Below are 20,707 nucleotides of genomic sequence, written 5' to 3' on the forward strand. Positions count from 1 at the left end.
AAAGCCCCGGCCAATGTGCCGGGGCTTTTTGTTTTCAGACACATATTGTGAACGCACCTATCAAGAAACGCGATTTGCCTTTTGGTCAAAAACAAGCAATCTCCGCCTGGTGGTAATGGAGCAGGTGAATGGCGGTAACAGATAACACGCGCGGTGCGATGTTCATGATAGCGCTGATGGCGGCCTTTTCATCTGGTGATGTACTGACAAAGATCATTCTAGTGGATGTACCTTTGCCGCAGTACCAAGCTTTGCGTGGCGTCCTATGCAGCGCATTGATCGCTTTGCTTGCTTGGCAACAACGCGCCCTCGTGCTGAACGTTTCCAAGCGTGATGGCAAATTGATGTTGATCCGAAGCGTGGCTGAGGTGATCGCCGCCTATCTGTTCCTCACCTCGCTCACATTGCTTCCGCTCGCGAATGCAACGGCGATCCTGCAGGTGCTCCCGCTGAGCCTCGCGTTATCAGCAGCACTTTTTTTCAAAGAACCGCTCGGTTGGAGGCGCCTGACAGCCATTTTGATCGGTTTTTGCGGGATGTTGCTGATCGTTAGACCAGGACCTGAAGGCTTCTCCAGCGGCAGTCTATATGCTTTGGCGACGGTCTTCTTTGTGACGATCCGGGATCTTGCTGCCCGGCGAATGTCAAAATATGTGCCGTCACTGACAGCTGCGCTTGCGATGTCCCTGGCCGTGACGCTTTACGGCTTTGTCGCCATGACCCAAACCGGATGGCAACCAATGACCTTCGAGATTCAAACCATGATCGCTGCGGCCGCTTTTTTACTGGGATTGGGTTATGTATTCTCGGTTTTGGCGATGCGGATCGGAGACGTCTCTTTTGTTGCGCCATTTCGATATACAGGCCTGATCTTTGCCCTAATATTCGGTCTCGTATTTTTTGATGAATGGCCCGACTTCCTCACCCTAATTGGTGCGGCCATCGTCGTTGGGACAGGCATCTTCACGCTTTATCGGGAGGCCAAAGTTAAATCCCGAAAATTGGAGGCTTAGCCAAAGGTGCTTCGGATCTGGTCACTATCAATAGCGAAGCGTTCTTTGAAATGCATCTCGCCTGAAAAATCCAATGGCTCTAGATTGACCCGTTTCACATTTGCCTTCTGGCGGGAGTCGTTAAAGTCGTTGTGACCCCGCACAAACATGTCTTCATCTGAAAAGGTCACCGTCGGCATCACTTGATTGAGCTTATTGTGGCTGAAATTCATAATAGTCTGGTCTACGTATGGGGCGACTGAAAGCCCAAGTGCCACACCGTAATAGGGCATGAAAGAGGGCGTTGAGAGCATGCCACTCGCTGTCGGTCGTGCCGAATACCCTCGGTTGAAGTCGATCCCAACTGTCGGAGCCTTTGCGAGCAGACCGCTGCAATCCGCAGCCGCCTCGCGGAAGCGTTCGACAAAGTTTACAGCAACCGCGTCGTCATCGTCATGACGAAACTGCAAACTTGGCAGGATTGAATTCTCGCGCAGATGTCGGTTGATCACGCGTTTCATCACCGGGCGATGTTTCGCAGGTTCCTCAGCGACGATTTTGGCTTGAGGCATATCGGCGATCATCGCTTCGAGTTGCGCGCGGTAATGGGACGGTAGACAGGTCCCAACGACGATCAAGAATTCGAAATTTTGATCCGTCTGTGCCTTTAAACCGGGCAGGGCGATGGTTTCGAATGTTCGCATCCGGTCATCCATGCGCTCCGGGGCATAAAGGTAGGCACGACGTTGTTCGATGCTTTCATGTTCAACTTGAAAGCCGCCATAGGCAGGATAGGAAAAGCGACAAAGCCCGATGACCTGCATGTCCTGACTGTTCAAAGTTGTGCCCTCAATGTCTGTTCGATAAATTGCCCAAAGAATGCCAGCGGGACAGGATAAGCGCAACAAAGATCCCTTCGCCCCTGCAGCCCGCATTTGTATCCTTTCTTTCCTTCTGAGATATGCGCATGGTGGCGCGGACGTTCCGTTCAGATGATAAGAGGCAGGTTATGGGCCAATTAAGTGAGTTTCCGGAGTTTAACCGCGCATACAACCGGACCTTTCAGCCGGGACGACTGACGATTGGCCTGATCAGCCCTTTAGAGGCCTACACAATTGGCGACGCGCCTACGATGGAGCGTCACATAGAGCGCGCGCAACTGGCCGAGAAACTTGGCTTTTCGGCGCTTTGGCTGCGCGACATTCCTTTTAATGTTCCTGCATTTGGCGATGTCGGTCAGATGCTTGACCCATTTGTTTATCTCGGTGCATTGGCAACGATGACGAAAGATATCGGGCTTGGTATCGCCAGTGCAGTCTTGCCTTTGCGCCATCCTGCGCATGTTGCCAAAGGTGCAGCGTCTGTCGATATGCTTTCTGGCGGTCGTATGCTTTTGGGTGTTGCGTCAGGGGATAGGCCTGAAGAATATCCAGCACTGGCGGCAGACTATGAGGGCCGTGCCGCGCGCTTTCGAGACAGCATCAACTATATCCGTGCCACCTTTCAGGATTTCCCAGAATTTGAAGGTCAACAGGGGCGACTGAATGGCCATATGGATATGCTGCCGAAACCGGATTCTGGACGTATTCCTTTGCTTATGACCGGCGGAGCTCAGCAGACCCCGGAATGGGGTGCCGAATTTGGAGATGGTTGGATGACCTATCCACGTAGGTTGGACGCGCAAGAGCAGGCCATTGATGCGTATCGCGAAAACGTTCGGGCAGTTTGTTCTTCAGATAAACCCGTGATGCAATCTCTCTACATTGACGTCATGGCCACGAATTCGGCACCCGCGCGACCAATTGCCTTGGGATATGCTGCTGGTACAGACTTTCTGCGTGATCACCTCAAGCAGCTCGAAGAGATTGGTGTAAACCACGTGGCGCTCAACCTGCGTTACAACAATGCAGATATTGAAGAGACGTTGTATCGCTTAGCGGAAGAGGTTTTGCCTCATTTCACTGCAGCGGTTTGATCACCAGCTTTCGGCAAATCAGAATTTTAAGCTTTGTATCGCTTTTCCTTCGCAATTTGGCCTTGACCCTGACGCTAGTGTCAAGCCGCTAGGCCTGTCTGCTCAACACGATTGAATCGTTCGCAGATAGGAGACATTGCGAGATGACACAAAGTAGTATTTGGCAAGATAAAGTGGCGATTGTGACGGGTGGAAGCTCGGGCATTGGTCGCGCTGCAGCTTTGGAGCTTGCCGAATTGGGCGCAAAGGTTTTGATCACCGGGCGCAATATGGAGCGGCTTTCGAGCGTTGCAGAGCTGTCTTCCTCTATTGAAGGACTTCAGATCGACAGCGCTGATCCAGACAGTGCAGAGCAGATCGTCAGTAAGGCCATGGCTTTATGGGGGCGGATAGATCTTGTGGTGAACAATTCTGGTGCGGGTCACCCGATGCCATTAGAAGCCTATGATCCGGCTGCAATCGTGAACATGTCAGAGGTCAATATCGTTGCACCGTCGCTTTTGGTGAAGGCAAGCTTTGAGGCGTTGAAAGAAAGTCGCGGCGCGATTGTGAATATTACCACTGCAGTTTCGCAAAATGCTGCACCGATGGTTGCGCATTACGGCGCTACAAAGGCTGCTTTGGAATACCTCACGCGATCTTGGGCGGTGGAACTCGCGAGTCATGGAATCCGCGTTAACGCGATTGCGCCCGGTCCGGTCAAAAGCGGAGCGCTGACCGGCATGATGGGATTGCCGCCAGAGATGGCTGCGCAGATCGAACAGCAGGAAGCCGAACAGGTGCCGTTGGAGCGTCGTGGTACTCCTGAAGATATTCTACCCTGGATCCTTCGCCTTGGAAGCTCGGCAAATGAGTGGCTGACAGGTCAAGTGATTGTTGTCGACGGTGGTTGGTCGCAGCGAGTGTAGTTCTTTGCCGGTCAGATATCATGTGTCTGACCGGCGCAATTCTTGAACCAAGACCACGGAGATCACATTTGATCTCTGCTGATGAAGGAATTTCCGAATGCAAGCCAAAGAAGCTGCCGAAAAGCTCGGCATCACACAGCGTATGTTGCGTCACTATGAAAACGAGGGCCTGATCGAGATTGATCGCTCTGAAAACGGGTATCGCCGTTACAGTGAAAGCGATCTGCGCAGAGCTGGTCGAATTCGTGACTTCATAGCGACAGGGTTCTCAACCCGCGAAATCAAATCGATGAGTGCCTGTTTGTCGGATGAAGGGGCAGGGCCGTGTGAGGGCGGGGTTATCAAAATGCAGGAAAAACTGGAGCATATCGAGCGACTGCAGGCTGACCTAGACGCGCGTAAGCAAGCTGTGCTTGACCGGATCGAAGAATTGAAACAAGGTCTGGCTGCGGAACCGCTTGAGCTTTAAGCCCGAGCAGGCTTCACTCCATTGGACACTTGGCATGCTGTTGACATGCCTCCCGACTCCCCCTATACGCGCGAACCATACGGCTAAGGGGAGATGTCCCTGTCGCCGCAATCAAAATTTCAGTGGCTAAGGTCCGCGCTACTTTGAAGCGTGCACCCTCTGGAAACTAACCGCGATGTTCGCCTCGGTACGGGAACATTTGCGGCTTTTGCGCTATGTGGACACACGCGGCGCAGCACATATGAGCGTATGGGGACACCCATGCATAAATGAGTTAGGAACGGGAAACCCCTATGCCAACGATCCAACAGCTGATCCGCAAACCGCGTCAGCCAAAAATCAAGCGCTCCAAGTCCATGCACCTGGAGCAGTGCCCACAGAAACGCGGCGTTTGCACACGCGTTTACACAACAACTCCTAAGAAACCGAACTCCGCGATGCGTAAAGTTGCGAAGGTTCGTCTGACCAACGGTTTCGAAGTTATCTCTTACATCCCAGGTGAATCCCACAACCTTCAGGAACACTCTGTGGTTCTGATCCGTGGCGGCCGTGTAAAAGACCTTCCGGGTGTCCGTTACCACATCCTCCGCGGTGTTCTGGATACCCAAGGCGTTAAAGATCGTAAGCAACGTCGTTCCAAGTACGGCGCGAAGCGTCCTAAGTAAGAAGGATATTTATAAATGTCTCGTCGTCACGCTGCTGAAAAACGCGAAATTCTGCCAGACGCAAAGTTTGGTGACCGCGTTCTGTCCAAGTTCATGAACAACCTCATGATCGATGGCAAAAAATCCGTTGCAGAAAAAATCGTTTACAACGCGCTGGACCGTGTTGAAAACAAAGTAAAACGCGCCCCTGTCGAAGTGTTCCACGAAGCACTGGACAACATCAAACCATCCGTCGAGGTTCGCTCCCGTCGTGTTGGTGGTGCGACTTACCAGGTTCCTGTTGAAGTTCGCCCAGAGCGCCGCGAAGCACTGGCCATCCGCTGGCTGATCTCCGCATCCCGTGGTCGTAACGAAAACACCATGGAAGAACGCCTGGCGGGTGAGCTTCTGGATGCTGTGAACTCCCGTGGTTCCGCTGTTAAGAAGCGCGAAGATACTCACAAGATGGCAGAAGCTAACAAAGCCTTCAGCCACTATCGCTGGTAATTCCAAAAGGTATTCTGACCAATGGCACGCGAATATACGCTTAATCACTACCGTAACTTCGGTATCATGGCGCACATCGATGCGGGTAAAACAACCTGTTCCGAGCGCATCCTGTACTACACAGGTAAGTCCCACAACATCGGCGAAGTGCACGATGGTGCGGCGACCATGGACTGGATGGAGCAGGAACAGGAACGTGGTATCACCATCACTTCCGCTGCGACCACCACTTTCTGGGAGCGCACAGAGGACGGCCAAACAGCCGACACTCCTAAGCACCGTCTGAACATCATCGACACTCCAGGCCACGTTGACTTCACCATCGAAGTTGAGCGTTCCCTGGCGGTTCTCGATGGCGCGGTTTGTGTTCTTGACGCAAACGCAGGTGTTGAGCCTCAGACTGAAACCGTTTGGCGTCAGGCTGACCGCTACTCCGTTCCACGTATCGTGTTCGTTAACAAAATGGACAAGATCGGCGCGGACTTCTTCAACTGCGTTAACATGATCGAAGACCGTACAGGGGCACGTGCTGTACCTGTTGGTATTCCGATCGGTGCAGAAACCGAGCTGGAAGGCCTGGTTGACCTCGTGACCATGAAAGAATGGGTCTACGAAGGCGAAGACCTTGGCGCATCTTGGGACAAACGTGACATCCGCCCTGAACTTCAGGACATGGCGAATGAGTGGCGTGAAAAGATGATCGAGACTGCTGTTGAGCAGGACGAAGAAGCAATGGAAGCGTATCTGGAAGGCGAAGAGCCATCCGTAGAAAAGCTGCGTGAGCTTCTGCGCAAAGGCACACTGGCTCTGGACTTCGTTCCGGTTCTGGGTGGTTCCGCGTTCAAAAACAAAGGTGTTCAGCCGCTCTTGAACGCTGTGATCGACTATCTGCCGTCCCCACTGGACGTTGTTGATTACATGGGCTTCAAACCAGGCGACGAAACAGAAACACGTGACATCGCCCGCCGCGCGGACGACGAAATGGCGTTCTCTGGTCTGGCGTTCAAAATCATGAACGACCCGTTCGTTGGCTCCCTGACATTCACACGTATCTACTCTGGTACGCTGAACAAAGGCGACACCCTGCTGAACTCCACCAAAGGCCGCAAAGAGCGCATCGGTCGTATGATGATGATGCACTCCAACAACCGTGAAGAAATCACCGAAGCATTTGCTGGTGACATCATCGCGCTGGCGGGTCTGAAAGACACTACAACCGGTGACACACTTTGTGCTGTCAACGACCCTGTTGTTCTGGAAACCATGACCTTCCCAGATCCGGTGATCGAGATCGCGGTTGAGCCTAAGACAAAAGCTGACCAAGAGAAAATGTCTCAGGGTCTGCAGCGTCTGGCAGCAGAAGATCCATCCTTCCGTGTTGAGACTGACCTGGAATCCGGTCAGACCATCATGAAAGGCATGGGCGAACTGCACCTGGACATCCTGGTGGATCGTCTGAAGCGTGAATTCAAGGTTGAGGCGAACATCGGTGCACCGCAGGTGGCATACCGTGAAACCATCGGCCACGAAGTCGAGCACACATACACCCACAAGAAACAGTCTGGTGGTTCTGGTCAGTATGGTGAAGTTAAACTCATCATCACACCAACTGAGCCAGGCGAGGGTTACTCCTTTGAATCTCGCATCGTTGGTGGTGCGGTTCCGAAGGAATACATCCCAGGTGTTGAAAAAGGCATCCAGTCTGTCATGGATAGCGGCCCTCTGGCTGGCTTCCCAGTGATCGACTTCAAGGTTGCTCTGATCGACGGTAAGTTCCACGACGTTGACTCTTCCGTTCTGGCCTTCGAAATCGCATCCCGTATGGCAATGCGTGAAGGTATGAGACTGGCGGGTGCGAAACTGCTGGAACCAATGATGAAGGTCGAAGTTATCACTCCTGAGGAGTATACCGGCGGCATCATCGGCGACCTGACATCCCGTCGTGGTCAAGTGTCTGGTCAGGAACCACGTGGTAACGCGGTTGCGATCGACGCATTTGTGCCTCTGGCGAACATGTTCGGCTACATCAACACCCTGCGTTCGATGTCTTCTGGCCGCGCGCAGTTCACTATGCAGTTTGACCACTACGACCCAGTGCCAAACAACATCTCTGAAGAAATTCAGGCGAAATACGCTTAACGGGGGCGGCGGGGAAACCCGCCCTACCCACCCACTGTAGGCCGGGCGTCTGCCCGGCATCCCCAAATAGGAGGCCATTATGGCTAAGGAAAAGTTTGAACGTTCCAAACCGCACTGCAACATCGGCACAATCGGCCACGTTGACCACGGTAAAACAACACTGACAGCGGCAATCACCAAGCAATTTGGTGACTTCAAAGCGTACGACGAAATCGACGGCGCACCAGAAGAAAAAGCACGCGGCATCACCATCTCCACAGCGCACGTGGAATACGAAACCGAAGCACGTCACTACGCACACGTTGACTGCCCAGGCCACGCTGACTACGTGAAAAACATGATCACCGGTGCGGCGCAGATGGACGGCGCGATCCTGGTTGTGAACGCAGCTGACGGCCCAATGCCACAGACTCGTGAGCACATCCTGCTGGGCCGCCAGGTTGGCATCCCTGCGATGGTTGTTTTCATGAACAAAGTTGACCAGGTTGACGACGAAGAGCTGCTCGAGCTGGTTGAAATGGAAATTCGCGAGCTGCTGTCTGAGTACGAATTCCCAGGCGACGACATCCCTGTGATTGCAGGCTCCGCTCTGGCGGCTCTGGAAGATCGTGACGACAACATCGGCAAAGAGAAAATCGCTGAGCTGATGGCGGCTGTTGACGAGTACATCCCACAGCCACCACGTGCGACTGACCAGCCGTTCCTGATGCCAATCGAAGACGTGTTCTCGATCTCTGGCCGCGGTACTGTTGTGACTGGCCGTGTTGAGCGTGGCGTGATCAACGTTGGCGACGAAATCGAAATCGTTGGCATCAAAGACACTCAGAAAACCACATGTACTGGTGTTGAAATGTTCCGCAAGCTGCTGGACTCCGGTGAAGCGGGCGACAACATCGGCGCGCTGCTGCGTGGTGTTGACCGTGAAGCGGTTGAGCGTGGCCAGGTTCTGTGTAAGCCAGGTTCCGTACAGCCTCACACCAAGTTCGAAGCAGAAGCATACATTCTGACCAAAGAAGAAGGTGGTCGTCACACCCCATTCTTCGCGAACTACCGTCCGCAGTTCTACTTCCGTACAACAGACGTGACCGGCACTGTTAACCTGCCATCCGGCACAGAAATGGTTATGCCAGGCGACAACCTGAAGTTCGACGTTGAGCTGATCGCACCAATCGCGATGGAAGCAGGTCTGCGCTTCGCGATCCGCGAAGGCGGCCGCACCGTTGGTTCCGGTGTTGTTTCCAAAATCACTGAGTAATTCCTGACGTCGTCAGAAATTATGAAAGGGCGTCCCTAGGGGCGCCCTTTTGCTGTTGATACTCTAAGTTTGTTCAATTGATATTAGTCTGAATTTAAAACCCAATAGGATTTAAAGTGCAGTTTTTAGAATGGTCTGTCGTCGGACTGCGTTCTGCAAAGTATGAGCTGGTAAACGTCGAACGCGGTATAACTATCACAATTTTCCCAATGGTTCACATCGCGGAACAGGCGTTTTACGACGCGGTTTATACTGATGCGGCAGAACATGACCTTGTTATTTTAGAGGGGATTGGCTCCAAGGTCGCGACGCGAATTACGCGTTCCTACCGTTGGCTTAAACCTGAGAAGTTAGGCATGGTGGTGCAACCGAAATTTCCAAAAGGCAACGCTCAAACAATTCTCGGCGACCTGCCAGGTGAAGACTTTGATGCAATCTGGAACGAAGCACCGTTACGAACAAGAGTGCTATTGGAATTGGGCGCAGGGGTGCTAGGAATTTGGAAGCGATTGACCGCAAGACGTTCGTCGATCGGGCGTAAGCTCAACTCAAATGATTTAAAAGACCGAGATTGGATAATGTCTTGGAATGAAGAGGTCGCAGCGGTTTTCAGTGCACTTAGCGAAACCCGAGATATGCACCTTCAAAAAACTATTTTTGAAGTTTTGGATGATGCAGAACCCATCCAGTCGATCGCTGTGATCTTTGGGGCGGCGCATATGGGGCCGCTTGTGCATTGTTTATCTAAAAATGGGTTTAATGTGTCTAGCAGTGATTGGTTGCTGGCCTTTAGTTCGTAGACCAAGTCGTAGTACGCGATAAGTACTCGCCCGGAACAAGGCGCGTAGCGCCGCCGGGCAGCGCCCGACCTCCCGCCGGGAGGGCGCTTTCGCAACCTCTCGCCATACGCATCGTCCGATCAAAAGCGGATAAATAAACTGCCCCACGAGAGTGGCTCGATGCCCACCCGAGGTCGGGCGCTGCCCGGCTTTGTTGAAGTGTTTTACGTCTGTATAGGCGGTTCGCGGGCTGCAAAATCTTTGACTTTGCGATCGACGAGAGCTCTGAAGCGTTTCACTCTAGGGTTGTGGCTTGTGTCGTGTTGATCGTGCCACTAGAAGTTCAACAACTAATTTTCGAACGAGGATACAATGAACAAGTTTATTTTGGTCGCATTGCTGTTGGCCGCTACGTCTGTGCAGGCTGGCTCCAAAGACAACATGCTAAACGTTTCTCATCACGGCGCGGAATTCAAAGGCAAAGCAGGACCAGGTTGGACCAACGAAGACCTGCAGAATAATGCGTTTGGAGCGCTATGCCCGAAGGGTACGCGAGTTACTAATTTGCAGATAACACGTAACAAAAAAGGTGTGGGCAAATTTACTGGAACTTGCGCAAAGTAACCGGGAATTGAGGGTGAATGGTGCGGGGTGATTTTCGGTTTCTTAAGTGCGTGAAATCACGCACCCTACGTTTGCCTTCGTGGTTAACGCATTCCAACCCCATCGCACTCAACAAACGCAACTGTTTCGCAACAAAACCCCTTGCCAGCAAGGCGTTCTAGCCGTATATCGCGCGAGTTCTCTTTAAGAACAGTGAGGCGGGGTGATTCCCGCCTTTTGGGTTCGATGAGGGTTTGCGGTGGTCGCAGGTCCTCCTCTCAACTCAGACGCCAATAAAGGCTGACGAAATGCAAAGTCAAAACATTCGCATTCGGCTGAAGGCATTCGATTACCGCGTGCTGGATGCAAGCACTCAGGAAATCGTAAACACTGCAAAGCGCACCGGCGCTGACGTACGTGGCCCGATCCCACTGCCAAACAAAATCGAGAAGTTCACCGTTCTGCGTGGTCCACACGTTGACAAGAAATCTCGTGACCAGTTCGAAATTCGTACGCACAAGCGTATGCTGGACATCGTTAACCCAACCCCACAAACCGTGGACGCGCTGATGAAGCTCGACCTGGCGGCTGGCGTTGACGTTCAGATCTCAGTTTAAGGGGTTCTGATATGCGTTCCGGTATTATCGCAAAAAAAGTGGGCATGACCCGCTTGTTCATGGAAGACGGCAAGCAGATCCCTGTGACCGTTCTTTCTCTCGACGGTCTGCAAGTTGTAGACCAGCGCACCAACGAGCGTGACGGCTACACAGCTGTTCAGCTGGGTGCAGGTTCCGCAAAAGCAAAGCGCACTTCCAAAGCCATGCGTGGTCACTTCGCAAAAGCGAAGGTTGAGCCTAAGCGCAAGGTTGCAGAATTCCGCGTTGACGAAGCAAACCTGATCGAAGTCGGTGCAGAGATCTCTGCAGAGCACTTCGTTGACGGTCAGAAAGTTGACGTTGCGGGCACATCTATCGGTAAAGGTTTTGCCGGTGCGATGAAGCGCCACAACTTCGGCGGTCTGCGTGCCTCTCACGGTGTTTCCATCTCTCACCGTTCCCACGGTTCGACCGGTCAGTGTCAGAACCCAGGTCGCGTTTTCAAAGGTAAGAAAATGGCGGGTCACATGGGTGCGGTACGCGTGACCACACAAAACCTGGAAGTCGTCAAAACTGACGCGGACCGCGGTCTTGTGTTCATCAAAGGCGCCGTACCTGGCTCCAAAGGTGGCTGGGTCACAGTGAAAGACGCCGTGAAAAAGAAACTGCCTGAGAACGTTCCGTTCCCAGCGGCTCTGAAATCTGCAGCAACTGAAGCACCAGCTGAAGAAGCGCCTGCGGAAGGTGGTGAAGCATGAAACTAGACGTCATCAAACTGGACGGCGGCAAAGCGGGTTCCGTTGAGCTGTCTGAAGATCTGTTCGGTCTGGAACCGCGTGCGGACATCCTGCACCGTGTTGTTCGCTGGCAGCGTAACAACGCGCAGGCGGGTACTCACAAGGTTAAGACACGTTCTGAAACTTCTTACTCCACCAAAAAGATCTATCGCCAAAAAGGCACCGGTGGCGCACGTCACGGTGACCGTAACGCGCCGATCTTCCGCGGTGGTGGCATCTACAAAGGCCCAGTTGTCCGTTCCCACGGCCACGACCTGCCTAAGAAGTTCCGCAAGCTTGGTCTGAAGCACGCCCTGTCCGCAAAAGCGAAAGCTGGCGAACTGGTTGTGATCGAAGACGCATCCGCAGAAGGCAAAACCGCTGCTCTGGCGAAACAGGTTGCAAACCTGGGCTGGAAACGCGCGCTTGTTATCGACGGTGCAGAAGCGAACGCAAACTTCAAACAAGCAGCTGCAAACATTGAAGGTCTGGATATCCTGCCAACAATGGGTGCAAACGTTTATGATATCCTGAAGCGTGACACTCTCGTGATCACCAAAGCGGGTATCGAAGCACTGGAGGCTCGACTGAAATGAGCGCGAAGGCAGAACACTACGATGTGATCCGCAAGCCGGTCATCACCGAGAAGGCCACCATGGCGTCCGAGAATGGCGCAGTGGTTTTCGAAGTGGCAATCGACAGCAACAAACCTCAGATCAAAGAAGCTGTTGAGGCTCTGTTTGGTGTGAAGGTGAAAGCTGTGAACACCACGATCACTAAAGGTAAAACCAAGCGTTTCCGTGGTACCATGGGTAAGCGCAAAGACGTTAAAAAAGCATATGTGACGCTCGAAGAGGGCAACACAATCGACGTCTCCACCGGTCTCTGATTGGTGCGCTGGTAAACTTTACGGAAGCCCCTGCGAGAGCGGGGGCTTTTGTTTTTCGAGCTTTGGACCAGATCGAATTTAGGTCGTCGCCATAAGGCCGCGTCGCTGAATACTAACACTAAGAAGCGGGCGCATGTTTGACCTAAACGCTACACCATCCACTGACTCAGAATCTGTCTCCGCCCGGGAATGGGCCAAGATACTGATTAAATACCGCACTCCGAATTTCTCGCGCAGCATGTTTGAGCTTGTCGTCACGCTGCTGCCTTTCGTTGCGATCTGGGCGGCAGCTTGGTGGGCCATGTCTGTCAGCTACTGGCTGAGTTTTGCCATGGCGTTGCTCAATGGTCCAATCCTCGTGCGGCTCTTTATTATCCAGCATGATTGCGGCCACCGGTCCTTTGTTGAGAACCGAGCCCTCGGCGATTGGATTGGCCGTCTGACTGGCGTGTTGACCGTGACGCCCTATGAGATGTGGCGCTACGCGCATGCGGTGCATCATAGCGGCTCCGGCAATTTGGACCGCCGTGGTCTGGGTGACATTCGCACGATGACGGTGCGCGAGTACAATGCAGCGGGCTGGATCGAGCAGCTTTACTACCGCATCTATCGCAACCCGATCATGACCTTCCTCATCGCCCCAGGGATTTTGTTTCTACTGGTGAACCGTTTGCCCTTTGGCTTTATGGATCAGCGTAAATTCTGGATCAGCGCCATGGGCAATAACCTTGGGATTCTGGCACTGCTTGGTCCGATCTATCTGGTTGGGGGCTGGGCGCCGATCCTGTTGATCTTCTTGCCGTCGACTGTTCTGGCCGCTTCGTTAGGCGTCTGGCTGTTTTACGTCCAGCACCAGTTTGAGCATACCCATTGGGAGAACGAACCCGACTGGGACATGCATGAAGCCGCGCTGCATGGCAGCTCGCATTACCTGCTGCCGCCAGTTCTGCAGTGGCTCAGCGGCAATATCGGCATCCATCACGTACATCACCTGAACAGCCGCATTCCGTTTTATCGATTGCCGGAAGTTCTGCGGGATCATGGGGATTTGGCCGTGGGTGCAGAGTTGACCATCCGGGAAAGCCTTGCGACGGCGAAGCTGCATCTGTGGGACGAGGAGGGCAAGCGGCTCTTGTCTTACAAAGAGGCGCGGGCTTTGGTGGGGTAAAACCCCATCCTACAAAAAGTTGGTAGGCCGGGCTTCAGCCCGGCTTTTTTATTGGCGGTGGTGGTGCCGGGCTGAAGCCCGGCCTACGATGCCAAACATTTGTTGGCGATATGGGCTTGTGTGGATGTAACGCCATCATGCGGTTCTAGCCAACGATGTGTTTTCCCATCTATGTAAAGGAATTCGACCCGAAATTGGCCGGTAATGCCGGCTTGTTTGCGACAGGGGGTAAGCTTCTCTGAGAATGCCCGGCGGCTCCCTTCGAAAGTGTATACAGGAACTTTTACGCGCAGTTTTTCTGCTGTGCTTTGGCTCTCGCCAGTAGAACCAGCAGGTCTCGTTAAGTTTGGTGCTAGGGGATTTGTATCGTTTGGTAGCGGTGTATAGCCGCCGCGTTCCCCACTGAGGTAAGCGTCAAACCCAATGGGTCTGCTGTTTTCGATGGCAGGCGGGACGCATCCGGCTAGGGTGGTGGCGACGAGGGCTGAGAGGAAAAGGCGCATGGTCAAAATCCGAAGGTTTGAAATTTCTTGGATTGGGTTTGGCCGCTCTATGTGGAGAATTTGAGCGAAGAATTTGTTGATTTGGAGACAGGGTAGGGTGCGTGATTTCACGCACCGGTATTGCGTTTGGCTTGGGCGGAGCGGTGCGTGTGAACACGCACCCTACGGATTGAAATTATCCAACGGTCGCGCCTTTTTTTGCGCATGTTGGTGGAAGCTTAGGTTCAGGGTGGCACCCCATGTCACACCCGATTTTCAAAAATGAACTTTGCCAGCATCTATCCGCACAACGTAAGCAAAGTCGAAAAGATAGATCGCAGCAAAGCGCAACTGGATGAAATCATTGCGTGGCTGACGGGATATGATGCGACAGGACTTGAAAAGGCTCTGTATGATGAGCGGGACTTTGAGGCGTTCTTTGCTGAACCGTCGCAGATGAACCGGAAGCGAGACTTGATCAAAGAGGCGGTCTGCGGTGTGCGGGATATGGAGATTGAAGACCCGTTGATGCGGGAAATCCGGAATTTAGATAGGCTGTTGGATGAGCTTGCCCTTGGAAAGAACTTTAATAACATTTTGCGAGGGTAAGGCGCGATAGCAGCTCTCTAATCTAGTTAGAGGCAACGTTACTCGATGTCTAATGTGCTGCGCCTGACAACCGGCTGCAGTCAGGCGTCTTGCGATGAGGGCTGTCTCGATCGGAAATGTAAGTACTTCTAGTAACTTCTCAGATTGTTGTTAAAAACGGTCAAATTATCAAAAAAGAAATATGACAGGCCAAGTACATGTGTGACAGCGCAAAATCCGAACTTGAGGCGAACGAAATAAGTCATTTGGATGCTAAAGCAAAAGCTGAAGTACGTGAATTTGCGTTGTTGGAATGGGGTAGCTGCCGAGATCAATTGAATGCACTTTTATCCGCAATCTGGCGGTTGGAAATTACAGTTATTTCCGGGTACGCAGTGTTCTACGCTTGGCTTCTAGGGAAGATGACCGGCAAGACAATCGGCTTTGATCCGACGGTCGTGCTTTTTGCGTCCACCGCATTCAGTATGCTCATATTTATACGATTGAAGGTCGAATATGGTATTCTGTTAACACTTGGTAACTATAGCAAAAAATTAGAGTCTTTTTTGTATCATAAGGTCGGTTGCGAAGCTCCAGAGTCTTGGGAGCATTACCTCAAAGAACACAGGCCCGATCGTCTTTGGCCTTGGGAGGTATTCTTTGTCTACTGGAACACTGGACTAATTTTCTTGTTACTTTTCTGTTTCAACTTGTTCATGTTTCTCTGGCTAAGCGAAGTTGATTTTTTGTCATTGTTCTGGCCGCCTGAACACGTGGGCGGATCTGTGGACGTGTAGTCCGGGTTCAGAATCTTTTTGAACGTGCGATTTTTATATGAACTGAAGGTAATGAAATACAGTCGGTATTTTGTTGCCACGCCCTCCAAACCCTGATACTTCGCGCGAGTGGAAATCGGCCTCAGATTCGTTCTGGGGCTGATTGCCTTTTATACCGGGACCTTCGGGGCCCTTCATACGGTCACCCATTCTTCCAAGATGGGGGGCTAACATCGCGGGTACCGGCACCTCATAAGGCCAGCCCGCATTGCTAAACGGAAGACAGTAAACATGGCACTCAAGTCGTATAAACCGACGACGCCGGGCCAGCGTGGGCTGGTTCTGATCGACCGTTCGGAGCTTTGGAAAGGACGTCCAGTCAAGTCCCTCACAGAGGGTTTGACCAAATCGGGCGGCCGGAACAATACCGGACGGATCACTTCTCGTCGTCGTGGCGGTGGCGCAAAGCGTCTGTACCGGATCGTTGATTTCAAACGGAACAAGTTTGATGTCGCGGCAACTGTAGAGCGGATCGAATACGACCCGAACCGGACCGCGTTCATCGCACTCGTGAAATACGAAGATGGCGAGCAAGCTTACATCCTGGCGCCTCAGCGTCTGGCTGTCGGTGATCAGGTCATCGCGTCTGCAAAAGCAGACATCAAACCAGGTAACGCAATGCCGTTCTCTGGTCTGCCAATCGGTACCATCGTGCACAACATCGAACTGAAGCCTGGTAAAGGTGGTCAGATCGCACGTGCAGCGGGCACCTACGCTCAGTTCGTAGGCCGTGACGGTGGCTACGCTCAGATCCGCCTTTCTTCTGGCGAACTGCGCATGGTCCGTCAGGAATGCATGGCAACCGTTGGTGCGGTATCCAACCCAGACAACTCCAACCAGAACTACGGTAAAGCTGGTCGTATGCGCCACAAAGGCATCCGCCCATCCGTCCGTGGTGTTGTTATGAACCCAATCGACCACCCGCACGGTGGTGGTGAAGGTCGTACCTCTGGTGGTCGTCACCCGGTTACTCCTTGGGGTAAACCGACAAAGGGTAAGCGCACTCGCAACAAGAACAAAGCGTCGCAAAAGCTTATTATCCGCTCGCGTCACGCCAAGAAGAAGGGACGTTAATCTATGTCTCGTTCAGTCTGGAAAGGCCCTTTTGTTGACTCTTATGTCCTCAAGAAGGCAGAAGCAGCTCGCGAAAGCGGCCGCAACGAAGTGATCAAAATCTGGTCCCGTCGTTCCACCATCCTGCCACAGTTCGTTGGCCTGACATTTGGTGTGTACAACGGTCAAAAACACGTACCAGTTTTGGTTTCCGAAGAAATGATCGGCCAGAAGTTTGGTGAATATTCACCAACCCGTACCTACTACGGTCACGCGGCTGATAAAAAAGCGAAACGGAAGTAAGTCATGGGCAAGGCAAAGAATCCCCGCCGCGTGGCAGATAACGAAGCAATGGCAAAACTGCGCATGCTCCGTACTTCCCCGCAAAAACTGAACCTGGTTGCTGGCATGATCCGCGGCAAGAAAGTTGAGAAGGCTCTGACCGACCTGACTTTCTCCAACAAGCGTGTCGCTCAGGACGTGAAGAAATGCCTTCAGTCCGCCATCGCCAATGCTGAAAACAACCACAACCTGGATGTGGACGAACTGATCGTGGCAGAAGCTTACGTTGGTAAGAACCTGACCATGAAGCGCGGTCGTCCTCGTGCACGTGGCCGTTTCGGCAAAATCATCAAGCCATTTGCTGAGATCACCATCAAGGTGCGTCAAGTAGAGGAGCAAGCCTAATGGGACATAAAGTCAATCCGGTCGGCATGCGCCTGCAGATCAACCGTACTTGGGACAGCCGCTGGTACGCGGACACCAAAGACTACGGCGATCTTCTGCTTGAAGACCTGAAAATCCGTGAGTTCATCAAAAAAGAGTGCAAGCAAGCTGGTGTTGCACGTGTGATCATTGAACGTCCGCACAAGAAGTGCCGCGTGACAATCCACACTGCACGTCCTGGCGTTATTATCGGCAAGAAAGGCGCGGACATTGAAGTTCTGCGTAAGAAGATTGCTGCGATGACCGAAAGCGAACTGCACCTGAACATCGTTGAAGTACGTAAGCCAGAGCTCGACGCTCAGCTGGTTGGCGAGTCCATCGCTCAGCAGCTGGAACGCCGTGTATCTTTCCGTCGTGCGATGAAACGTGCGGTTCAGAACGCAATGCGTATGGGTGCTCTGGGCATCCGCGTGAACGTTGCAGGTCGTCTGGGCGGCGCGGAAATCGCGCGTACCGAATGGTACCGTGAAGGTCGTGTGCCTTTGCACACTCTGCGTGCAGACATCGATTACGCACACTCCGAAGCGATGACACCTTACGGTATCATCGGGATCAAAACCTGGATCTTCAAAGGCGAGATCATGGAACACGATCCAGCGGCGCGTGACCGTAAAGCACAAGAACTCCAGGACGGCCCAGCACCTCGCGGTGCAGGCGGTCGCCGCTAAGGGAGATTTGAAAGATGCTTCAACCAAAGCGTACTAAATTCCGTAAGGCGCACAAAGGCCGGATCAAGGGCGATGCGAAGGGTGGTTCCACTCTGAACTTCGGTTCTTTCGGTCTGAAAGCGACCACTCCAGAGCGTGTCACTGCGCGTCAGATTGAGGCGGCACGTCGTGCGATGACCCGCCACATGAAACGTCAGGGTCGTGTATGGATCCGCATCTTCCCAGATGTGCCAGTAACTGCAAAACCTATCGAAGTTCGTATGGGTAAAGGTAAAGGCTCTGTTGACCGTTGGGTCTGCAAAGTCAAGCCTGGCCGCGTGATGTTTGAAATCGACGGTGTGTCCGACGAAGTTGCGCGTGAAGCGCTGCGTCTGGCCGCAATGAAGCTGCCGGTGAAAACACGCGTTGTTCTGCGCGAAGACTGGTAAGTGGTTGGTGGGGTGAAACCCCACCCTACGACGAGATTGACCTCCGGCGCGCAAGCGGCGGGGGTTTTTTATGGCCTGAAGAGAGGGCGGTGCGGCATCTATCTCACTCCGCTTAAACGACTGATACGTCGCTTAGAATTCTTTGGTAAGTGACGCGGTACAGCTTGTTGTTTTGTAGGTATACAGGTCGATATTTGACTGGTTAGAAGTGTGCTTGCAGGTTGCGACAGGGCTGAACCCCCAGATATTCCACTTAGCATTGCGTAATTGTATTGAGAGCTCAGCATAATTGTCCGCTCTTTCGTGGCTGAGCAGCGGGAAATCCTCATCGAATTTTCGTCGTCCGAAAGCGATTCGAGCATGGCTGACGACACCGGATGGAAAAACGTAACCGAGAGAGAGATGGAGCAGGCCTCCTCGATATTGGTTATGGGCCAGACCTGACAAGTTCCGCTCGAGCGCTGCGCCAAACGTAAGTGCTGTGCGCTGAGATAGAAGTTTCTGATATGACAGATGCAAATTGGTTTTCAGGCCGTTCCGATCTGGTTGTCCGGACACTTCGACATATTCTGTACTAACGCGAGTTTGAATGTCTGAATCTGAAGTCAGTCGCTTACGCCAATCAAGTTCAACACCGAAACCTGTTTCGCGAGGCAAGGAATCTGTCTCGGTTTGGTGCCAGTTTGGGCGAATGCTGATTTTTGAGAATTCGTCTTCGAACCGGTAGGATATCCCGAAATTTAGGTTTTCCTTCCCATTGGCCTGTTCAACAGAATATCGGGTTGCCGAAATCCCGATGTCGAATTCGATATTCGTATTAGCGCGTCTTAGAACTGAGTATTTGCCAAGCAAGATGGCTGTGAGGCCTATGCCTGACGTCTCGCGAGACGCATCATCAATGCGAATAGAAGTGGTCGGTGTATAGAATTCATCGGAAGAAGAGCCATTCACGATATTTGTAGACGGCTCTAACGCGAGTGTCAGCCCGAATGAGCCAGGGCGTTTGTTGCGAATTGTATTCATCATTGAAAGATAGCTTTGCCTAAGCAACGGGTCGCCATCTTGTCTTACAAGTTTTTGCAAATGTGCCTGTGCGCGTGAATATCGTTGGGCAAGGAACAGGGTGTGCGCAAGTTCTCGTCGAATAACAATATCAGAGGGACGGAGTCTTAGCGCCTTATCCAGAAAGTCGACTGCCTTATCTAGGTCGCCACTTAGCTTGTAAACACGGCCTTCAAATAGAAGTTTGTCCGCCTCTTCATGCGGGTTTTCCGCCAGCAACTCGCGCGCTTCTGAAATTAGCCCTTGGTTCATAAGGCCGGTTAACTCAGCCTCTAAGGGTTTGCTCAGTGAGATAGTATCACTAATCGCTGGCGTACCGTGCAACGCCAGCAATATAGCCAGCGTTGTCACTATCTTTTTAGAAGAGCGCATCTGCACTGTTGAAGATACCTTCTAGGTCTTCTGCAAGTGGCAACAGACTTTAGTCCGCCGTACCCACCAGACCGCCAGCCATGACTGTGTTACTGTCGGAACCGTGGAATGTTCCGATCACACCGTCCCTTCCGATTGAACCCGCAAGGTTGCCATTGATGCTTCCTCGCAAGGTCGAATACGAGTAGGTGGCGGTGACACTGCCGCCAACTGTGCTACCAGAAATCGTTCCGTTGACAGTCAATTCACTGTTGGAGCCAGTTAAAGTCCCAGCATCGAAATCAGCGGCAAGGCTCATCGAGCCTGTTTCGCTGCCTTGTACTCCGCTGATAGTGGTGCTTGTGCGGGACACATTGTCAATAACACCATATCTGTAGTTGGTGCTGTAGGTTCCGCTCCCGGATGTGCGAGCTGTCCCAACGCTAGGCGTTCCGGAAATACCGGCGGCAGCAACCATTTGACCTCTATCGCGGTCAACTCCAGTGACATAGGCGACAGTTCCAACACCAGCTGCTGAAACTGAACCATTCTGCTCACTGCTCAAAGATTCGTTTACTGTACCGCCCGAAACGCTCGAAATTCGAGATGTGGTGGGGGAACTTGCTACGCCTGCAACGCAAGCGCTTAACGTGGATGCTGCAAGCATAGCGATGGTGAATTTAGCCTTCATTAATATATCCTAATATCAGTTGAATATTTAAACGCTTTGCATTTAGCGCGTGATATCTATCTAATTTAGTGCCGTTTTGGTTGTGAGATTGAGTAGTGTCAAGCTATCCAGCGATTGTTCGC

25 protein-coding genes are annotated in these 20,707 nt (G+C 52.5%); 22 read left to right on the top strand and 3 right to left on the bottom strand.

Annotated features, from left to right (window positions below; translation table 11 throughout):
• Nucleotides 1-128 precede the first annotated feature (128 nt).
• Nucleotides 129-1,013, top strand: coding sequence for a DMT family transporter (locus M0D42_RS00625; RefSeq protein ID WP_265019691.1), 885 nt, complete (start codon nt 129-131; stop codon nt 1,011-1,013).
• Here M0D42_RS00625 and M0D42_RS00630 read toward each other — a convergent pair.
• The gene (locus M0D42_RS00630) at nt 1,010-1,831 is read right to left on the bottom strand and encodes a putative rhamnosyl transferase (protein WP_330221182.1); all 822 of its coding nucleotides are present in this window, start codon (nt 1,829-1,831) and stop codon (nt 1,010-1,012) included. The genes M0D42_RS00625 and M0D42_RS00630 overlap by 4 nt on opposite strands.
• 170 nt (nt 1,832-2,001) lie before the next feature.
• Between M0D42_RS00630 and M0D42_RS00635 the strand changes: the two genes are divergently transcribed.
• From M0D42_RS00635 to rplP, 21 genes are all read left to right on the top strand, one after another.
• Nucleotides 2,002-2,967, top strand: coding sequence for an LLM class oxidoreductase (locus M0D42_RS00635; RefSeq protein WP_265019692.1), 966 nt, complete (start codon nt 2,002-2,004; stop codon nt 2,965-2,967).
• 143 nt (nt 2,968-3,110) lie between these two features.
• A complete protein-coding gene (locus M0D42_RS00640) occupies nt 3,111-3,875 on the top strand; it encodes an SDR family NAD(P)-dependent oxidoreductase (RefSeq protein WP_265019693.1) in 765 nt (254 codons plus the stop codon).
• 97 nt (nt 3,876-3,972) lie between these two features.
• Complete coding sequence (locus tag M0D42_RS00645; protein WP_265019694.1) at nt 3,973-4,344, top strand: MerR family transcriptional regulator; 372 nt, start codon at nt 3,973-3,975, stop codon at nt 4,342-4,344.
• Nucleotides 4,345-4,637: 293 nt separating this feature from the next.
• Entirely contained in the window at nt 4,638-5,009 is a 372-nt protein-coding gene (gene rpsL, locus M0D42_RS00650) for a 30S ribosomal protein S12 (protein ID WP_009810698.1), read from the top strand.
• 15 nt (nt 5,010-5,024) lie between these two features.
• Complete coding sequence (rpsG, locus tag M0D42_RS00655) at nt 5,025-5,495, top strand: 30S ribosomal protein S7 (RefSeq protein WP_265019695.1); 471 nt, start codon at nt 5,025-5,027, stop codon at nt 5,493-5,495.
• A gap of 21 nt (nt 5,496-5,516) precedes the next feature.
• Nucleotides 5,517-7,634 (top strand): elongation factor G, encoded by a 2,118-nt coding sequence (fusA, locus tag M0D42_RS00660; protein ID WP_265019696.1) that lies wholly within the window; start codon nt 5,517-5,519, stop codon nt 7,632-7,634.
• A gap of 79 nt (nt 7,635-7,713) precedes the next feature.
• Nucleotides 7,714-8,889: an elongation factor Tu gene (gene tuf / locus M0D42_RS00665; RefSeq protein ID WP_265019673.1), complete on the top strand. Its 1,176-nt coding sequence runs from the start codon at nt 7,714-7,716 to the stop codon at nt 8,887-8,889.
• Between the two features lie 116 nt (nt 8,890-9,005).
• Nucleotides 9,006-9,689 carry a hypothetical protein gene (locus M0D42_RS00670; protein ID WP_265019697.1) on the top strand — a complete coding sequence of 228 codons (684 nt, stop codon included), beginning with the start codon at nt 9,006-9,008 and terminating at the stop codon, nt 9,687-9,689.
• A gap of 351 nt (nt 9,690-10,040) precedes the next feature.
• Nucleotides 10,041-10,292, top strand: a complete 252-nt coding sequence (locus M0D42_RS00675; RefSeq protein ID WP_265019698.1) for a hypothetical protein — start codon at nt 10,041-10,043, stop codon at nt 10,290-10,292.
• Nucleotides 10,293-10,579: 287 nt separating this feature from the next.
• Nucleotides 10,580-10,888, top strand: a complete 309-nt coding sequence (gene rpsJ / locus M0D42_RS00680) for a 30S ribosomal protein S10 (protein WP_058313903.1) — start codon at nt 10,580-10,582, stop codon at nt 10,886-10,888.
• Between the two features lie 11 nt (nt 10,889-10,899).
• Nucleotides 10,900-11,625, top strand: a complete 726-nt coding sequence (rplC, locus tag M0D42_RS00685; protein ID WP_265019699.1) for a 50S ribosomal protein L3 — start codon at nt 10,900-10,902, stop codon at nt 11,623-11,625.
• Entirely contained in the window at nt 11,622-12,239 is a 618-nt protein-coding gene (gene rplD / locus M0D42_RS00690) for a 50S ribosomal protein L4 (protein ID WP_265019700.1), read from the top strand. Before rplC ends, rplD begins: the two co-directional genes overlap by 4 nt.
• The gene (locus tag M0D42_RS00695; RefSeq protein ID WP_265019701.1) at nt 12,236-12,532 is read left to right on the top strand and encodes a 50S ribosomal protein L23; all 297 of its coding nucleotides are present in this window, start codon (nt 12,236-12,238) and stop codon (nt 12,530-12,532) included. The genes rplD and M0D42_RS00695 overlap by 4 nt, the downstream gene beginning before the upstream one ends.
• A 133-nt stretch (nt 12,533-12,665) precedes the next feature.
• The gene (locus tag M0D42_RS00700) at nt 12,666-13,700 is read left to right on the top strand and encodes a fatty acid desaturase (protein WP_265019702.1); all 1,035 of its coding nucleotides are present in this window, start codon (nt 12,666-12,668) and stop codon (nt 13,698-13,700) included.
• Nucleotides 13,701-14,464: 764 nt separating this feature from the next.
• Nucleotides 14,465-14,791 carry a DUF2200 domain-containing protein gene (locus M0D42_RS00705; protein WP_265019703.1) on the top strand — a complete coding sequence of 109 codons (327 nt, stop codon included), beginning with the start codon at nt 14,465-14,467 and terminating at the stop codon, nt 14,789-14,791.
• 197 nt (nt 14,792-14,988) lie between these two features.
• Complete coding sequence (locus tag M0D42_RS00710) at nt 14,989-15,567, top strand: hypothetical protein (protein ID WP_265019704.1); 579 nt, start codon at nt 14,989-14,991, stop codon at nt 15,565-15,567.
• Nucleotides 15,568-15,837: 270 nt separating this feature from the next.
• A complete protein-coding gene (rplB, locus tag M0D42_RS00715) occupies nt 15,838-16,680 on the top strand; it encodes a 50S ribosomal protein L2 (protein ID WP_058313896.1) in 843 nt (280 codons plus the stop codon).
• Nucleotides 16,681-16,683: 3 nt separating this feature from the next.
• Nucleotides 16,684-16,962: a 30S ribosomal protein S19 gene (gene rpsS, locus M0D42_RS00720; protein ID WP_265019705.1), complete on the top strand. Its 279-nt coding sequence runs from the start codon at nt 16,684-16,686 to the stop codon at nt 16,960-16,962.
• A gap of 3 nt (nt 16,963-16,965) precedes the next feature.
• Nucleotides 16,966-17,346, top strand: a complete 381-nt coding sequence (gene rplV / locus M0D42_RS00725; protein ID WP_058313894.1) for a 50S ribosomal protein L22 — start codon at nt 16,966-16,968, stop codon at nt 17,344-17,346.
• Nucleotides 17,346-18,053 (top strand): 30S ribosomal protein S3, encoded by a 708-nt coding sequence (rpsC, locus tag M0D42_RS00730; RefSeq protein ID WP_265019706.1) that lies wholly within the window; start codon nt 17,346-17,348, stop codon nt 18,051-18,053. Before rplV ends, rpsC begins: the two co-directional genes overlap by 1 nt.
• Nucleotides 18,054-18,067: 14 nt before the next feature.
• Nucleotides 18,068-18,481, top strand: coding sequence for a 50S ribosomal protein L16 (gene rplP / locus M0D42_RS00735; RefSeq protein WP_058313892.1), 414 nt, complete (start codon nt 18,068-18,070; stop codon nt 18,479-18,481).
• 132 nt (nt 18,482-18,613) lie between these two features.
• Here the strand turns inward: rplP and M0D42_RS00740 are convergent, their stop codons facing one another.
• Both M0D42_RS00740 and M0D42_RS00745 read right to left on the bottom strand, forming a co-directional pair.
• Nucleotides 18,614-19,915, bottom strand: coding sequence for a surface lipoprotein assembly modifier (locus M0D42_RS00740; RefSeq protein ID WP_265019707.1), 1,302 nt, complete (start codon nt 19,913-19,915; stop codon nt 18,614-18,616).
• 49 nt (nt 19,916-19,964) lie between these two features.
• Nucleotides 19,965-20,585 carry a transferrin-binding protein-like solute binding protein gene (locus M0D42_RS00745; RefSeq protein ID WP_265019708.1) on the bottom strand — a complete coding sequence of 207 codons (621 nt, stop codon included), beginning with the start codon at nt 20,583-20,585 and terminating at the stop codon, nt 19,965-19,967.
• Nucleotides 20,586-20,707 lie beyond the last annotated feature (122 nt).

The organism is Cognatishimia activa (assembly GCF_026016445.1).
In the GTDB taxonomy this organism is placed as follows: Bacteria; Pseudomonadota; Alphaproteobacteria; order Rhodobacterales; family Rhodobacteraceae; genus Cognatishimia; species Cognatishimia activa_B.

Coding starts and splice junctions, on each gene's coding strand:
- rpsS (WP_265019705.1), top strand. CDS start 16,684: ATGTCTCGTTCAGTCTGGAAAGGCCCTTTTGTTGACTCTTATGTCCTC.
- rplC (WP_265019699.1), top strand. CDS start 10,900: ATGCGTTCCGGTATTATCGCAAAAAAAGTGGGCATGACCCGCTTGTTC.
- tuf (WP_265019673.1), top strand. CDS start 7,714: ATGGCTAAGGAAAAGTTTGAACGTTCCAAACCGCACTGCAACATCGGC.
- rplB (WP_058313896.1), top strand. CDS start 15,838: ATGGCACTCAAGTCGTATAAACCGACGACGCCGGGCCAGCGTGGGCTG.
- M0D42_RS00695 (WP_265019701.1), top strand. CDS start 12,236: ATGAGCGCGAAGGCAGAACACTACGATGTGATCCGCAAGCCGGTCATC.
- M0D42_RS00645 (WP_265019694.1), top strand. CDS start 3,973: ATGCAAGCCAAAGAAGCTGCCGAAAAGCTCGGCATCACACAGCGTATG.
- rpsC (WP_265019706.1), top strand. CDS start 17,346: ATGGGACATAAAGTCAATCCGGTCGGCATGCGCCTGCAGATCAACCGT.
- M0D42_RS00710 (WP_265019704.1), top strand. CDS start 14,989: ATGTGTGACAGCGCAAAATCCGAACTTGAGGCGAACGAAATAAGTCAT.
- rplD (WP_265019700.1), top strand. CDS start 11,622: ATGAAACTAGACGTCATCAAACTGGACGGCGGCAAAGCGGGTTCCGTT.
- rpsL (WP_009810698.1), top strand. CDS start 4,638: ATGCCAACGATCCAACAGCTGATCCGCAAACCGCGTCAGCCAAAAATC.
- M0D42_RS00745 (WP_265019708.1), bottom strand. CDS start 20,585: ATGAAGGCTAAATTCACCATCGCTATGCTTGCAGCATCCACGTTAAGC.
- rplP (WP_058313892.1), top strand. CDS start 18,068: ATGCTTCAACCAAAGCGTACTAAATTCCGTAAGGCGCACAAAGGCCGG.
- rpsJ (WP_058313903.1), top strand. CDS start 10,580: ATGCAAAGTCAAAACATTCGCATTCGGCTGAAGGCATTCGATTACCGC.
- M0D42_RS00740 (WP_265019707.1), bottom strand. CDS start 19,915: ATGCGCTCTTCTAAAAAGATAGTGACAACGCTGGCTATATTGCTGGCG.
- M0D42_RS00700 (WP_265019702.1), top strand. CDS start 12,666: ATGTTTGACCTAAACGCTACACCATCCACTGACTCAGAATCTGTCTCC.
- rpsG (WP_265019695.1), top strand. CDS start 5,025: ATGTCTCGTCGTCACGCTGCTGAAAAACGCGAAATTCTGCCAGACGCA.
- M0D42_RS00635 (WP_265019692.1), top strand. CDS start 2,002: ATGGGCCAATTAAGTGAGTTTCCGGAGTTTAACCGCGCATACAACCGG.
- rplV (WP_058313894.1), top strand. CDS start 16,966: ATGGGCAAGGCAAAGAATCCCCGCCGCGTGGCAGATAACGAAGCAATG.
- M0D42_RS00675 (WP_265019698.1), top strand. CDS start 10,041: ATGAACAAGTTTATTTTGGTCGCATTGCTGTTGGCCGCTACGTCTGTG.
- M0D42_RS00625 (WP_265019691.1), top strand. CDS start 129: ATGGCGGTAACAGATAACACGCGCGGTGCGATGTTCATGATAGCGCTG.
- M0D42_RS00640 (WP_265019693.1), top strand. CDS start 3,111: ATGACACAAAGTAGTATTTGGCAAGATAAAGTGGCGATTGTGACGGGT.
- M0D42_RS00705 (WP_265019703.1), top strand. CDS start 14,465: ATGAACTTTGCCAGCATCTATCCGCACAACGTAAGCAAAGTCGAAAAG.
- fusA (WP_265019696.1), top strand. CDS start 5,517: ATGGCACGCGAATATACGCTTAATCACTACCGTAACTTCGGTATCATG.